The sequence below is a fragment of the Cellvibrio fibrivorans genome (assembly GCF_031457055.1).
Classification (GTDB): Bacteria; Pseudomonadota; Gammaproteobacteria; order Pseudomonadales; family Cellvibrionaceae; genus Cellvibrio; species Cellvibrio fibrivorans.
Genome location: NZ_JAVDVX010000002.1, coordinates 489,014 through 503,909 on the forward strand (window position 1 = coordinate 489,014; position 14,896 = coordinate 503,909).

The 14,896-nt window shown below is 44.8% G+C and carries 10 protein-coding genes; 7 read left to right on the forward strand and 3 right to left on the reverse strand.

Annotation, left to right across the window (positions count from 1 at the left end):
• Positions 1 to 322 precede the first annotated feature (322 nt).
• The 7 genes from J2X05_RS07000 to J2X05_RS07030 all read left to right on the forward strand — a co-directional run bounded on the left by J2X05_RS07000 (position 323) and on the right by J2X05_RS07030 (position 11,651).
• A complete protein-coding gene (locus J2X05_RS07000; protein WP_310070504.1) occupies positions 323 to 2,443 on the forward strand; it encodes a flagellin N-terminal helical domain-containing protein in 2,121 nt (706 codons plus the stop codon).
• 118 nt (positions 2,444 to 2,561) lie between these two features.
• Positions 2,562 to 5,219 (forward strand): CHASE domain-containing protein, encoded by a 2,658-nt coding sequence (locus J2X05_RS07005; protein WP_310070506.1) that lies wholly within the window; start codon positions 2,562 to 2,564, stop codon positions 5,217 to 5,219.
• A gap of 174 nt (positions 5,220 to 5,393) precedes the next feature.
• Positions 5,394 to 7,463 carry a flagellar filament capping protein FliD gene (fliD, locus tag J2X05_RS07010; protein WP_310070509.1) on the forward strand — a complete coding sequence of 690 codons (2,070 nt, stop codon included), beginning with the start codon at positions 5,394 to 5,396 and terminating at the stop codon, positions 7,461 to 7,463.
• A gap of 138 nt (positions 7,464 to 7,601) precedes the next feature.
• Positions 7,602 to 8,300, forward strand: a complete 699-nt coding sequence (locus J2X05_RS07015) for an acylneuraminate cytidylyltransferase family protein (protein ID WP_310070511.1) — start codon at positions 7,602 to 7,604, stop codon at positions 8,298 to 8,300.
• Entirely contained in the window at positions 8,290 to 9,360 is a 1,071-nt protein-coding gene (locus J2X05_RS07020; RefSeq protein ID WP_310070514.1) for an N-acetylneuraminate synthase family protein, read from the forward strand. The genes J2X05_RS07015 and J2X05_RS07020 overlap by 11 nt, the downstream gene beginning before the upstream one ends.
• Positions 9,361 to 9,363: 3 nt before the next feature.
• Complete coding sequence (gene neuC / locus J2X05_RS07025; RefSeq protein ID WP_310070517.1) at positions 9,364 to 10,488, forward strand: UDP-N-acetylglucosamine 2-epimerase; 1,125 nt, start codon at positions 9,364 to 9,366, stop codon at positions 10,486 to 10,488.
• A 5-nt stretch (positions 10,489 to 10,493) separates the two neighbouring features.
• On the forward strand, positions 10,494 to 11,651 hold the full coding sequence (locus J2X05_RS07030; RefSeq protein ID WP_310070520.1) for a polysaccharide pyruvyl transferase family protein: 1,158 nt from the start codon (positions 10,494 to 10,496) through the stop codon (positions 11,649 to 11,651).
• Positions 11,652 to 11,703: 52 nt separating this feature from the next.
• Here J2X05_RS07030 and J2X05_RS07035 read toward each other — a convergent pair whose 3' ends face one another.
• The 3 genes from J2X05_RS07035 to J2X05_RS07045 are packed head-to-tail and all read right to left on the reverse strand — an operon-like array spanning position 11,704 to position 14,827.
• Positions 11,704 to 13,923 (reverse strand): motility associated factor glycosyltransferase family protein, encoded by a 2,220-nt coding sequence (locus tag J2X05_RS07035; RefSeq protein ID WP_310070521.1) that lies wholly within the window; start codon positions 13,921 to 13,923, stop codon positions 11,704 to 11,706.
• A 44-nt stretch (positions 13,924 to 13,967) separates the two neighbouring features.
• Entirely contained in the window at positions 13,968 to 14,207 is a 240-nt protein-coding gene (locus tag J2X05_RS07040) for a zf-HC2 domain-containing protein (RefSeq protein ID WP_310070523.1), read from the reverse strand.
• Positions 14,201 to 14,827, reverse strand: a complete 627-nt coding sequence (locus tag J2X05_RS07045; protein ID WP_310070526.1) for an RNA polymerase sigma factor — start codon at positions 14,825 to 14,827, stop codon at positions 14,201 to 14,203. Before J2X05_RS07045 ends, J2X05_RS07040 begins: the two co-directional genes overlap by 7 nt.
• Between the last annotated feature and the right edge of the window lie 69 nt (positions 14,828 to 14,896).

Consider the following 14,896-nt stretch of genomic DNA (forward strand, 5'->3'; position numbering starts at 1 on the left):
ACACATCTATTTTTTTTTAAAAATGGTTTTTTTTAAAAAAAATTTTCAATCAATTTTTTTGTCCCCTTCCTGCTTTTATCTTTCGCGATTGCACACCTTTTGGTGGGCTGAACGCTCTCTGTAAAAATGCATTGGCACGGTCTGTGCAAAATCGGGTTTAGGCGACCCGTATAGAAATCCTGCTGGTAATAAATTTCTTACAAGTCTTGCCACGAAGTTCTCACCGACCCCGGAATCTGATTACCGATGTCACTGGGCTTCATCAGTCGGCTTGTCACAGCAAACGCAACTGTGAACAGGAACAATCATTAGGAGATTTATTATGCCTTTAGTCATTAACACCAATGTCGCTTCCTTGAATTCACAGCGTCAATTGATGAACTCAGGAAATGCGCTCGATCGGGCGACCGAACGCTTGTCTTCTGGCCAACGTATCAACTCCGCCAAAGACGATGCTGCTGGTCTAGCGATCTCTAACCGTATGACCTCGCAAATTCGTGGTCTGGATCAGGCAATCCGTAACGCAAATGATGGTGTGTCCTTAATTCAGACAGCTGAAGGTGCATTGCAGGAAACTACCAATATCCTGCAGCGTATGCGCGAACTTTCTATCCAATCTGCAAACGGTATCTATTCAGATGCCGACCGCAAAACACTGGATGCGGAAGTACAACAACTTATTTTGGAGATGGATCGCATCGCCAAAAGCACATCATTCAACGGCCAGAAACTGCTGGACGGTTCCCTGGGTAAAGTTCAGCTGCAAGTGGGTTCTGATGCAAACCAGACCATCGAGTTAAAAGTGCAGGCGATGGATGCCAAAACATTGGGAATGGGTTCCGTCAGCGTGGATGTATTGGGTGCTGAGTTCGCGTTGTCCATGTTTGCTTCCGGTACTGCGCCGACCGATATCAGAGACGGGGACATTTTAATTAATGGCCAGTCTATTGGTGAGTTTGATTCGGCTGCCACTGCAGAAACGAATACACTTGCAGAATTCCTGGCTTCAATCAATGAACGGGTGAGCGGTATAACTGCATCCGCAATGACGCAGTTGCAAGCATCACAACTTGGTAATGGCGTAATTGATAATGACGCCGGTGAAGGCTTGAACATTACTGTGTCAGCATTGAATGGTGCCACGCAGGTTTACCAAATTCGTGAAAACACGACCAGTATGGATGAGTTGGTAGAAACCATTATTCGCATTACTGGTGGAGAAGTGCAGGCAACTGTCAACGATAGCGGTGTCCTCACACTCAGTAATAACACTGGCGCCACCATTACTGTGTCTGACGGCGGTACAGGTCTTGATTTGCAAGCTGCTTTGGGTATGGATGCAGCAGTAGGTGATGGCCTGAGCCAACGTGGGCAAATTGTGTTGACCTCGGAAGATGATCGCCCAATCAAAATCAGCCGCGGTAATACTGGCGTACTTGCTGACTTACACAATTTAGGCTTCCGTGAAAATCAGGTGGGTGGAGTAATTGAAGGGGCAAGCATTTCGACCGCCGCTGCAGAGGTAGCGTGGGGAGTGGGTGATGTCACTATCAATGGTGTCGTAATCAGCAATAAAAATACCGACAGTCTGATTGGCAAAATAGACGCAATTAATAAAGCAACTGAAGAAACAGGTGTTACTGCAAATGCCTTTTCAACAGTGACTATTGATACGAGTGGTATGAGTATTGAGACCGCATTCGCAGGCTCTGCTGACAGTATTATCCTTAACGGCGTTAGTGTTAATTTGTCGGCTGTCACTACCGCACAACAATTAGTGGATACCTTCAATGCTGCGAGTAATACCACTGGTGTGACCGCTTCTTTGTTAGGTAACAGAATCGTACTTGAAACGGATCAGGGCGCGATTCGCTTTACAACTGCCACTATTGATAGTGCCTTTGGTGTAACAGCAGAGGGTTTTGCAGGTGCTACGTTTGAGAAGTTTATGGCCTCGGGTCTTGCTATCTCGGTTGATGGTTCTGCCGCAGCAGGGTTTGTGGTTGAGGCAGGCATAAAGTTAACTAACGCTAATGGTAATCCCATCAGTGTGGAGCTTGGCAATAATGCGACTGCTGATGAAATTGGTTTTCTGGAGGCCAACTCTGTCGGCGGTGGTTCATTTGGTACAGCAATCGCTTCTATCAGTATCGATACTGCAGCGAAAGCCCAAAAAGCCATTGGTGTTATCGACAAGGCACTGACAACAATCAACGATACCCGTTCGCAATTGGGTGCAATCAACAACCGGTTGGACTTCACCATGTCTAATCTGGCGAACGTCTCGGAAAAAACATCCGCATCGCGCTCGCGTATTGTGGATGCGGACTTCGCGGCAGAAACTGCAGCGCTTAGCCGTGCGCAAGTCTTGCAACAAGCAGCGCAAGCGATGTTGGCACAGTCGAACGCGCGGCCAGAGCAGGTGTTGCAGTTGCTTCGCTAAATATGATTCGTCGATTGAGTTGAAAAACCGCAGCTTGCTGCGGTTTTTTTTATTCTTTTTGACCTGATATGAGCTTCTGTCGACTAGGCTTAAGTAAATTTAAAGTCAGGTTTGCTGAATGGTTATGGGTTTACACACCAAAGTTTTGCGCTCGCCAGCAACAGTGGTTGTGCTGCGCATTTTATTACTTGCGTTGGCGTACGTTGCCGCCGGGCGTCTATCACTGTTGCTAGCGATTCCTCCCGGATTTGTATCGGGTCTGTTTTTGCCAATGGGAATTGCCTTGGGAGCGGTATTGATCTGGGGTTTTCCCATGGCAATCGGCGTTTTCCTTGGGTCGACACTGCTGAATATTTCCATCAGTCCCGCAAGCTCAATATCTCTGCCAGTTGTGTTGATTGCAGCGGAAATCGCCTGCGGCAGTACGGTGGCAAGTCTGGCGGGGACATTGTTGATTCGCCGCTATGTCGGCTTCCCCAATAGTTTGACGGATGAGCGAAAAATCTTTGCATTTTTCGCGCTGGGCGGGCCAGTGGCGACGAGCTTGAGTGCAAGTATCGGTGTGTTCACCCTGTATGGAAACGGACTTATTCCAGCGGAGCATATGCTGTACAGCTGGTGGACCTGGTGGATTGGCGATGCAATAGGTGTGTTAATTGCCACGCCCTTGGTGTGTGTGTTGTTTGCGGAACCACGACATTTTTGGCGCGGCCGTCGTCTTACTGTAGGTGTCCCGTTGGTTGTAAGTAGTCTGGTTGTGGTTGCGGTATTTATTATGTCCAGCAACAACGAACAAAAAAAACTTAACGACCAATTTGAACAGCAGGCGCGTTTGGTTTCGGGGGCTGTTGATACTGGTTTGTCTTCAGTGGTCTATACCCTGGCAACTTTGCGCGGTTTGTTTGTTGCGTCTGAGCATGTAACACGCGCCGAGTTTTCCCATTATGTCGATCAGGTAGTTATTGAGAAGCATGGCGTTTCCGGATTTTCCTGGAACCAGCGGGTGCGTCATGCGGATCGTGCTGACTATGAATCCACTATGCGCACTGAGCTCTCTGCAAATTTTTCTATCAAAGAAAAAGACTCAAGCGGTGCTTTTATTATCGCGCCTGAGCGTCCGGAATATACCTCCATTACCTATGTAGAACCTTGGCAAAAAAATGCTGTGATCCTCGGGTTTAATGTTGCATCTGATCCTGTGCGCGACGAAGCATTAATTCGCGCTCGGGATAGCGGCCATTTTGCGATGACGCAGCCCTTGCAATTATTGCAGGATGAATTCATGTCGCCGGGTGTTGTGGTGTATTACCCCGTGTATGAACGTACTAGTTCAACGAGTACCACACTTGAACGACGTGAGTCACTCATTGGTTATGCTACAGCGATAGTGCGCACGAATGATTTAATTTATTCGGTGCTCACACCTTTTTCATCGGGTGATTATCAACTCCATATTATCGATGTTACTGAGCCGGAGAAACCGCAAGTATTTTATCGTGCAGGTGAATTCGATATGCCTGCCTATGCGCGAGATTTAGTGTTCAATCAGGAGATTTTGGTAGGCGGCAGACGATTGCTGATCAACATTAGCCCAACAGAAAAATTTTTAACTGAACATGTCAGTTTGCAATCCTGGTTTGTGCTGGCGGGCGGCTTACTGTTCTGCAGTTTGCTCGGTGGCTTTTTACTGCTTATTAGTGGGCGTACGCAGCACATCAGTAATCTGGTTGAACAACGCACTAAAGAATTGGCTGCTATTTTGGAAAATGCGGTGGAGTCCATTCTGGTGGTCGATGAACAAGGGCTTATCCAAAAGGCCAATCCTGCGGCAGCGCAGTTATTTAAATACCCATTGCTGCAATTTTCCGCTTTACATATCGCCGATTTAGTGCCGGTATTACGACATAGTTTTAACGTGCAAGGTGATGACGTCACAACGTCGTATATGCGAGAAACACTTGGGCGCTGTAGCGATGGTGGCGACCTGGAAATTGAATTGAGTATTAGTCCGGTTGCTATTCAAGAGCGAAAATTTTTCACGTTCATCATTCATGATGCTACCGCCAAGCGAAAAGTGGATCGTTTGAAAAGTGAATTTATTTCTACGGTGAGCCATGAGCTGCGTACACCACTTACCTCCATTAAAGGTGCGCTTGGAATAGTCTTGAGTGGCAGCTTGGGGGAGATGACAGACAAGATCCGGGATTTGCTCGTCATTGCCAGCAATAATGCCGAACGTCTGGCGCGTTTGGTTAATGATATTTTGGATGTGGATAAGCTGGAGTTCGGCAATCTGGTGCTAAATATAAAACGCAGTGTTATTTATCCGCTCGTACAGCAGTCTATTGAACACAATCAAGGCTACGCCGAACGTTATGGTGTAAACCTCCAATTGAATGCCACCGACGATGCCGCCATGCAATGTGCAGCGAATATAGATACAGATCGTTTTCTGCAAGTGATGGCTAATTTGCTTTCCAATGCCGTCAAATTTTCGTACTTGGATGGTGTGGTGCGCGTGCAGCTAACAGTGGATGGGCAGGAACTAACGGTGTCAGTTATCGATGAAGGGCAGGGCATTGCCGACGATTTCCGCCAGCGTATTTTTCAGCGCTTTGCGCAGGTCGATTCGTCTGATACTCGCCGCCGCGACGGCACTGGCCTTGGGTTAAGTATCACCAAATCTATTATCGAGCGTATGGGGGGTAAAATTGATTACCAATCGACGGTAGGCAAGGGAAGCCGATTCTATTTCACACTGCCAATAGCGAAGTAACAGGCCGTCTTGTTAGGCTAATTATCAATAACAAAATCAATAGATTGGCTCAGTTTATGCTCAGCTTATATTAGTAGAATGTTTTCTCTAAAAAAGCGGCAAAACCGGCTAAAGTTTATCCATGGGTTGCCGCTAACCTTATGTAATTTAAGATAGCCAGCGGTAATTTATGGCGTGGGGGTATTAATGGTGAGTGGTACATCAAGTACAACGAGCAACAATGGTTCGACGGGTTCCAGCATTATTAGTGCATTGGGAACCGGGTCGGGTATTGATACCAACAAATTGGCCGACCAACTAACTGAAGCCAGTAAAATGGTGCAGGCTGAGCGCTTGACCACCAAAAAGACCCTGCTTGAAACCCAGATTTCTGATTTTGGCTTGCTGCGTAGCTCCTTATCCAAACTTGAAACTGCCGCAGCAGCTCTGGGCAGTGCAGACACCTTTAATGCGAAAGCCCTTTCGATTCCCGAGACTACGTTGCTGGGTATTACCAAGTTGGATGCCAAAGCAGTCGCCGGAAGCTACCAATTAAAAGTGGAGCAGGTTGCCCAGGCGCAATCGCTCAGCTCAGGCACTTTCTCCTCCATGACAGCCCCCATCGGAAAAGGTACTTTGACAATCCGTTTGGGTGAATGGAATGCAGCAGTAAATGATTTTGAAGTAGATTCGACCAAGACCGGCGCCACTATTACTATTGACGATACCAACAATTCTTTAACCGGTTTACGTGATGCCATAAACAAGGCCAATATCGGCGTCTCTGCCAGTATTGTGAGTGATGGCGGTTCTTTCAAATTATTATTAGCCTCCAAATCAGGCGCTAAAAATGAAATTGAAATTACTGCTGCAGAAGATGCAGGAGCCCTTGGCCTTGCCAGTTTTAACTTTAACGAAACTACTCGCAACCTTACGCAATTACAGGAAGGCCTGGATGCGAAAGTGAGAGTGAATGGTTTGTTGGTCAGCCGCGAATCCAACCAAATCAAAGATGTGGTAGAGGGGCTGGAGTTTGATCTATTTGCCAGCTCACTCACTGAAACCGTTAGCGTCACCATCAACGAAGATAAATCTATTGCGGAACAGACCATCCGTGATTTTGTGACTGCCTACAATACATTTAAAACCGAAGTAGAAAAACTGGTGGGTTTTGATACTGAGGCGAAAGGTTATGGCAGTCTGCACCGGGACCCTTTGGCTTCCAGCATGATGAAAGGGCTGCGCAATATTTTGTCTGCATCGGTTCCCGGATTAAGTGGTGGTTTTACCAGTTTATCCAATTTGGGGATTCGCACAGAATTGGATGGTTCCCTGAAAATTACCGAGAGTGAAGGTAATACAGGTTTTCGCGCGGCTATCGACAATAATTTTGCTCTGGTCAGGGATTTGTTTGTACCTAAAACCTCTGCATCCGTTTCAGGGATTGAAGTAACTAAATACTCCGCGAAAAGTCAGCCTGGCACGTACGACGTTGTTATTACCCAGCAACCTAGTAAGGGTAAGCTGACCGCAGGTGCAATGGTTGCGACTTTTCCGTTGGATACCACGGGTAAAGATTACAGTTTTAAACTCAAGCTGAATGATATTGAAACGGCAACCATCACTCTTCCGGCTGGAAAAATCTATACATCCGGTGCAGAACTGGCCACTGAGTTACAAAGTCTTATCAATTTGGATACGAATCTCAAAGCTGTTAAATCTACTCTTGCAGTCAGTTTTGATGCAGGCAAGTTGGTATTCACATCCGATTCTTATGGCTCAACTAGCAAAGTGGAGTTTTCTACTATTGGTGCCGATATGACTGATTTGGGTATTAGCGTTGGCGCTGGTACCACAGGTACTAACGTAGGCGGAACGGTGAATGGTGAAGTGGCGTTCGGTTATGGCAATGTGTTGCTGCCTGCGTTAAACACTAAGGCAGAAGGGTTGAGTATGACAGTGCAGCCAGGCACTACCTCCGGCAGTATTACCTTCTCCCGCGGGTTTGCCGGCACTATGACCACAATGATCAATGACTACCTTAAAACCTCCGGCTTGATCAAAGAGCGTGAAGCAAATATCAATAAAGATATTGATAACGTTAAGGATGATGAGGAAACACTGAACCGTCGCAGTGAAGCCTATCGTGCGCGATTAATGGCACAGTTCCAGGCAATGGAGTCTATTGTGCGCGGCCTAAATTCAACTGGTGACTTTTTAGACGGCATTTTGGATCGTCTCCCCTTTACTGCTAAAAGTGGCTAATGGTTAACCCGTCTAGAGTCTTTAGGATGGGTTAACTATTCGCATTATCAAATTAATCTTGATCGATTCCGTGACCTTTGGCAGATCCTTTGCTATATAACTAATTACTATTGCAAACGTCAAAAGTTGGACACTCCTATGCCAAACGTATTCGCGCTCGTTCCTGCACGCGGAGGATCAAAAGGCATTCCGCAAAAAAATATTGCCCCATTACTCGATCAGCCGCTGTTGGCTTATACACTGCAGGCTGCCCAGGAAGCCGGAGTGATTGATACCACTTATGTTTCTTCAGATGATGATCAGATTTTATCGGTAGCTCATTACTATGGCGCTGAGCGTCTCAAACGCGACCCTCATCTCGCTCGCGACGAGTCTCCAACCGATCCTGTGATTGCCGAATTTATTCACCGAATAAAACCGGCAGGCAAAGATATTATTGTGCTATTGCAGCCTACATCGCCTCTGCGCACGGCAGCGCACATCCGCGAAGCCTTGGCAGAGTTTCGTGATTTCCCCACCTGTCATAGTCTGATTAGTGTCTATGAAATCAGTAATAAATATATGAAAGCCTATGTGGGCGGCAGTGAGTTTTTGCACCCCTTAGCTGGAGAGCATACATCGTATACTCGTCGCCAGGATCTGCCATCGCTCTACATGCCCAATGGGGCAATTTATATTTTTAAAGTGGATGATTTTATGCGTGAAGAAAAAATTCCACGCACTCATATCATTCCGTATCTTATGTCGAATCTCGACAGTCTTGATATTGATACTCCAGCGGATTTGGTTATTGCAGAGCAGCGTTTGCGTGAGAGGGCAGTACAGAATGAAAAATAATGTTGTAAATATTGGTGGCCGTTTAGTGGGGCCAGATTATCCGCCATTAGTGATTGCCGAAATCGGCATCAATCACAATGGTTCTCTGGTTGTCGCCAAACAAATGGTAGATGCTGCCGTTGCCGCGGGTGCAGAAGTCATTAAGCACCAAACCCATATTGTTGAAGACGAGATGGCTGGCGAAGCAAAACGTATAAAGCCTGGTAATGCAGACAAGCCGATTTATAACATTATGGAAGAGTGCGCGCTTAATGAAGCAGATGAAATTGCACTGCAAGAATATGTACAAGCTAAAGGCGCAATCTTCATTAGTACGCCATTTTCGCGTGCAGCCGTTGAACGTCTTGAACGGATGAATGTTCAGGCTTATAAAATCGGTTCGGGTGAATGCAACAATTATCCGCTAATCAAACACATTGCTAAAAAAGGGAAGCCGATTATTCTCAGTACTGGTATGAACACCATCGAGAGTATTCGCAAAGCGGTAGCGATTTTTAGAGAATACAAAATTCCCTATGCGCTAATGCACTGTACCAATATTTATCCCACGCCGCCGGAGCTGGTGCGTTTGGAGGCGGTGCGTGAACTGCAACAGGAATTCCCAGATGCCGTTGTTGGTTTGTCTGATCACACATTGGGAAATTATGCATGTCTTGGTGCTGTCGCCTTAGGAGCAGATTTACTGGAGCGACACTTCACTGATTCGATGACGCGCGAAGGTCCTGACATTGTGTGTTCAATGGATCCTCAAGCGATGAGTGAGCTAATAAAAGGTTCTGCGTTATTACACAAAATGCGCGGTGGTCGAAAAGGTATTGTTAAAGAAGAGCAGCCGACCATTAATTTTGCATATGCCACAGTCGTTACCATCAAGCCAGTGAAAAAAGGTGAGAAATTTACGGAAGATAATCTGTGGGTCAAACGCCCAGGCACTGGAGAAATCCTTGCCGAATTTTATGATGATGTGATCGGTAAAGTGGCAGCGGAAGATATAGAAGCGGATCAGTTGCTTGCATATCGTCAAATTGAGGGGTTTATACCTGTCAAAGGAGTCATTTAATACGTGCGAAAAAATATTGTATTCCTCTCGGGCACCCGTGCAGACTTCGGTAAAATTCGTTCTTTGCTTGATATTCTTCAAAATTCCACAGAGTTTGAAGCCCATATATTTGTAACCGGCATGCACATGCTACGTAAATATGGTTATACCTGTCGGGAAATTGAGCGGCGTGGCTATAAAAATATTTATCAGTACATCAATCAAAATTACAGCGATACCATGGATTCTGTTTTAGCCAAAACTATTGCTGGCTTATCTGACTATGTTAAAGAAATCCAGCCGGATATGCTGGTTGTTCATGGCGATAGAGTAGAGGCATTGGCCGGTGCTATTGTTGGAAGCCTTAATAATATATTGGTCGCGCATATTGAGGGGGGTGAGGTCTCCGGTACCATTGATGATTTAATCCGTCATTCCGTGAGCAAATTGTCACATTTGCATTTTGTGACTAATGAGCGTGCCAAGCAGCGGCTAATACAATTAGGGGAGATCGATAAAAATATTTACCCTATAGGATCTCCTGATGTGGATTCTTTATTTTCTCCCGATTTACCTAGTCTGGATGAAGTCAAAAATTGGTACGGTATTCCTTTCGAAAAATATTCTATTCTTCTATACCACCCCGTCACCACGGAAGTGCACGATGTAGAGCGGCAAATTCACGAATTGGTCAATGCAGTTGTTGATTCGGAAAAAAACTATGTTGTCATTTATCCCAATAACGACAGCGGTAGTGAGCGAATTATCAATGAATATGGCCGTATTGAAAATAATACTTTAAGTTTTAAAGTATACCCCTCAATGCGTTTTGATTATTTTCTGACATTACTGAAAAATGCGGAGTTTATTATTGGTAACTCCAGCTCTGCATTAATGGAGGCTCCTTACTATGGGGTGCCTGCAATTAATATAGGTACACGCCAAGCCAATCGTGCCAATCTACCCAGTGTGATTAATTGTTTTTCTGAGTTTGCTGCTATCAAAAATGCAATTGCTTCTGTTGAGAGCTTGCCCAGGGAGCCAATTCAACATTTTGGTGAGGGTGACAGCAGTAAAAAATTCTTTGCTATCTTGCAAAGTGAACAATTATGGGAAATCAATAAGCAAAAAACATTTGTGGATATGTGAATTTAATGAAAGTACTTCATGTTGCAAGTTTTACAGGCAATATTGGCGATAATGCCAATCACTCAGGAATGCGCTCACGCCTTGAATCAGTGTTAGATGTTAAGCCAACATACACCGAACTGGAAATCAGATATTGTTATCGTATTTATACGGGCGAGCATCGTTGGGCATTTGATGAACACTTTGTTGCGCTGGCTAATGAGCATGATTTAGTGATTGTTGGTGGTGGCAACTTCTTTGAGCCTTGGTTGGATGAATCTGCCACTGCAACTACCATCAATATTACTAATGAGCACTTACAATCCATCGCTACACCAATAATGTTTTATGGCGTGGGTTTTGATATTCACAAAGGTTGCACGCCAGCAAATCTTGCTAAATTTTCCAGTTTTCTTGCGCAATGTATTCGTCAGCCTAATGTTCTTATTTCATTTCGCAATGATGGTTCGCTAAAAAATCTCAAGCTTGCTTATCCGGATCGAAGTGATTTGTGGGCCGGTGTCGATATTGTTCCCGATGGTGGCTTTTTTTATAAAGGTAAATCAGAGTCTGCTTCTTATTTACCGGAAGGGCGCTTTTGGGGGGTTAATATTGCCTCTGACATGGAGGCATTACGTTTTCCTGCAGGAGTCGATGGCGGTATTACCTGGAAAGAATTTTTAACGCAATATGCTCGCTTTTTAGAGTCTTCGCTTGCCGCTAATCCTGATTTGCGAATTATTTTATTTCCGCATATTTTTCGCGATGTGTTGTCCATTGGTGAATTTATGACCTATCTGGATGACCGTCTATGTCGTGACCGGATAATCGTTGCCCCCTTCGCTTGTGGCTGGCGTGCATGTGATCATATCTTTTCATTGTACCAGCGTTGTGAGTTGGTCATGGGGATGCGCTTTCATACCAATGTCTGTTCTATTGCGATGAATATCCCTGCTATTCCGTTGATCAGTTATCCAAAACTTTGGGATCTTTATGAAGAAATAGGGCTGCTTGAAAGGGCAGTTTATGCTAACCGCGACAGCTTTGTGAATGATCTTACAAAAGTAATAACAGCTGTCGTTAGAAGCCCCGGTGATGTGGTGTCAAAAAACAATGAAATTTCCAAGGGGTTCAATAGGTTGTCAGCAGAATTTTTTTTCAAGGTTAAAGATTTGTTACCGTAACCCGGGCTTGCATAAGAAGAACAAGCCCGGTTTTTTTACTAACTGCGTATTTTTAATGCTTTAGCTTTTGCGACAAATTGCGTGATCTTGCATCTTTTTTCAGTAGGCTGGATTTAATTTTTTGTTTTGCCTGAGCAAGAAATTGTCGATAATGTTCCACTCCTTTATTGAATATCTCAACCCCTTCTTCCTGGCTTTTTCCATTATAAAGGCACTTGGCTAATACAAAGTCAAATGAGTGAACGCTGCCTTTCATGATGGAGTAGGCGTATTGTGTTTTGCTATTTAGGCCAACTTGCAGGGCGCGTTTATGTTGTTTGGCTAACATTTTAAATGCGTCTGCGCGGCTTTTAGCTTTGTAGGAAAACAATTTTTCCATCTCATCACAAAAATCAATTGCAGGTCTAAAATATTCTGCGATTTTTTCCATTGATTCAATTTTTCTTAATCCTTTAATGTTGAAATATTTCTCGTATAAATTGTGGCTGAATAGTTTTTTGTCGATAGGTTCGCTTGGTTCAATTGTGATGTCGGTAATAGGCATTGGTGTGGTGCCGCGAATGTAAACGCCATTGCTAGTGTTATAACAATTGATGTGTGGATACTGCTTGAGTAGGGTTTCAATACTGATGCGTGAGTGTGCGTAAACGGGTGTTGATATAACTTCGCCGCCAAAGTTGCCGGGAAATTTTTTGTTGCCAGCAGTCTCAGCTTTGTATAGATTGAGGCTTTCCTGATGCTCATCTTTAACATCATAGTGTTTGCTTAAGGATGAGTGATGGGTTCCATCGCTTGCAAAGCCGAGATCCAGGCCAACCAAGTAAATATTTTTAAAGCCAAGTGCCGCTGCGTAAGCAACTCCAGTGTTTCCAACTGTGGGATTGCATAGTGCAAAGTTCACGACGAATTCATTGTCGCCAATGTATTGGCAAATAAAATGCGTTCCCAGATCGTTACTTTTCATTCCCATGCCTGTGGTATTGAACAGTGCGTAGGTGTCTGGGTGAACGGTGTTAAGCCCCAGACAAATAATATCCTCACGGTATTCTGGTGTGGTAGACGTTTCAATCCACTCAACGACTGGGCGAGTGCGCTCCATTTCAATGTGAAAGTCGGGTTTTATTCCTGCCTTGCGCAGTGAGCCCAAGGCAGTGCCGCATGAAAAAATAATGACTTCATGTTGGTGTGTGCGTAAAAAATCAACACAGTGATCGAGTGACGGGCCATTGGCAACAACAAATACGGGGCGGTTAATTGTTTGATGATTGAGTTGTACGTGGTCACGTAGGATATTTCTTTGTTCAGAATAATTTGCCACGGTATGTGAAAGGCTCACTTGTTCATCATCAAAATATCCCATTGCTCCCAGCATTGTTGGGAGTTTTTCGAAAAACACAGTGGTTGATTCTCTCATCTCCGGGCTGCTTAAATGATCAAATACATAGGGTTTTGCTGAGTTGAACAGACCTATTTGATTCAAATATTGGCGAATGAGATGAAAGCTATCGTTGGCTGTTTTGCCAAGTATCAGATTGAATGTACTATATTCACGATCAAAATAATCATAGATGGCTCGCCAATCGATGGTGTGCAGCGATGCATAAAAATTGTCTTCGTGAGGCTCAATAATGCACATGTGCTGCACATCAGTTTTCTCTAATATCATCGGTATGTGGTAGCCAATACCAATGCCATGTACCAGCATAAATTGGGTTTTTGCTTCTAAAGGTAAAAAGCTTGTTTGTTTCTCCTCTTTGCTATTCATGAATTCGATGAGTGGATTCATGTTGTGGATATGTGCATCATTTTCAGGATCTATGGCTTTCGTAGTGCGCGCAGTAACACGGTAAAAAGTCGGCATCTCCTGATATTTTTCTACATACTCTTTGCAAAACTCGTAGGGGTCTTTGCTATATACCGCGTGCGTATTCTCGCCCATGTTGTAGAGGTTGATATAGCCTTCGTTATTAAAAATTAATTGTAATTCTGTAGGTGTGTAATTGTGATATTTATTAAAAATATTTGGCTCGGCCTTTTCAAAGAAGTCCATGTTTTTGCGGAATAGTAAATCCAGTTCCAAATTTTTTTGCTGTAATTCCGCCTGGCGAATGAGTTGTTGTAGTTGGTCCATTGTGGGTTTGCCCCCTAAATTGGCCGTCAATGCATTGACAGTGTGAATGTAATAGGTTGATTCAGCAGGTTTTATGCCAGAAGTATAGATGTGATTTGCAGTAGTGCACGCGTTTTTGGCTTGAGCGCCTTCGGTGAGCATGCTGGGGGGGCGGTGATGCTGTGCAAAAGCCGGCCATTGAGCATTTAGTCAGATTGTGAATCTTGCTTTATCTGTTGTTGCACCTTATTCCAAATAGTATCCACATCATCCGCTGTTTTATTGAGCACCATTTGTTTGCTTAGCTCGCGGGTGATTTTCATGTGCCGGACAAAACGGCGGCAATTGGCACACATCAATAAATGTAAACGAATTTGCCATTTAAGCGGTGTGCTCTTGTCAAGATAATCGCTGGCGATTGTGGCGACTTGTTTGCAACTTAGCATGAGCCAGTCTCCTGATAGCGGTCAATTACCTGCATGAGCGTGAGGCGGGCGCGGTGTACCAGCACTCTTACATTAGTTGCGCTGACGGCGAGGATACTGCAAATATCCTCAAACGATTGTTGTTCAATATCGCGCAAAATAAACGCCGCTTTTTGTGCGGGTGGCAAGAGATTTAGCGTGCGGTTAATACAGTGTTGTAATTGTTGCTCTTCTAAAAGCGCATCGGGTGATTCAATATTCCATTGCGGTATTGACTGCTGCCAGTGGCCATCTGCTTTGAAATTGGCGCCGTCAAGATAGCTTCCTGTAGCTTCACCATCCATTTGTTCCAGTGATACTTGCCGCGATTCTTTGCGTAAACGCGCTTTTGCCTGGTTGCTCACGATGGTAAGCAGCCAGGTTTTTAACGATGAGCGCCGTTCAAAATTGGCGATATTTTTATACACTGAAACCCAGGCCTCTTGCACTATATCGTCAGCAAAGATATCGCCAGCGATGGCGCGGGCAATATTCAACATGAGCGAATGGTGCAGTGCAATTACGTGGCGGAATGCCTGGTCGTCGCCGTGAATCAGTTGTGCAATCAGTTCGCTTTCATCGGTTGAGGTGGTTGTGGTCATCCGGTTGCTCATTGTGGGCTGAGGCGAATTGCGCATCGCAGTTTGCGCAATGGGCACCAGCTTAACACT

Bases quoted from the DNA above. Each gene is read 5' to 3' on its own strand.
- J2X05_RS07000 (WP_310070504.1), top strand. From the start codon at position 323: ATGCCTTTAGTCATTAACACCAATGTCGCTTCCTTGAATTCACAGCGT.
- J2X05_RS07005 (WP_310070506.1), top strand. From the start codon at position 2,562: ATGGTTATGGGTTTACACACCAAAGTTTTGCGCTCGCCAGCAACAGTG.
- J2X05_RS07015 (WP_310070511.1), top strand. From the start codon at position 7,602: ATGCCAAACGTATTCGCGCTCGTTCCTGCACGCGGAGGATCAAAAGGC.
- J2X05_RS07020 (WP_310070514.1), top strand. From the start codon at position 8,290: ATGAAAAATAATGTTGTAAATATTGGTGGCCGTTTAGTGGGGCCAGAT.
- J2X05_RS07030 (WP_310070520.1), top strand. From the start codon at position 10,494: ATGAAAGTACTTCATGTTGCAAGTTTTACAGGCAATATTGGCGATAAT.
- J2X05_RS07035 (WP_310070521.1), bottom strand. From the start codon at position 13,923: ATGCTCACCGAAGGCGCTCAAGCCAAAAACGCGTGCACTACTGCAAAT.
- J2X05_RS07040 (WP_310070523.1), bottom strand. From the start codon at position 14,207: ATGCTAAGTTGCAAACAAGTCGCCACAATCGCCAGCGATTATCTTGAC.
- J2X05_RS07045 (WP_310070526.1), bottom strand. From the start codon at position 14,827: ATGACCACAACCACCTCAACCGATGAAAGCGAACTGATTGCACAACTG.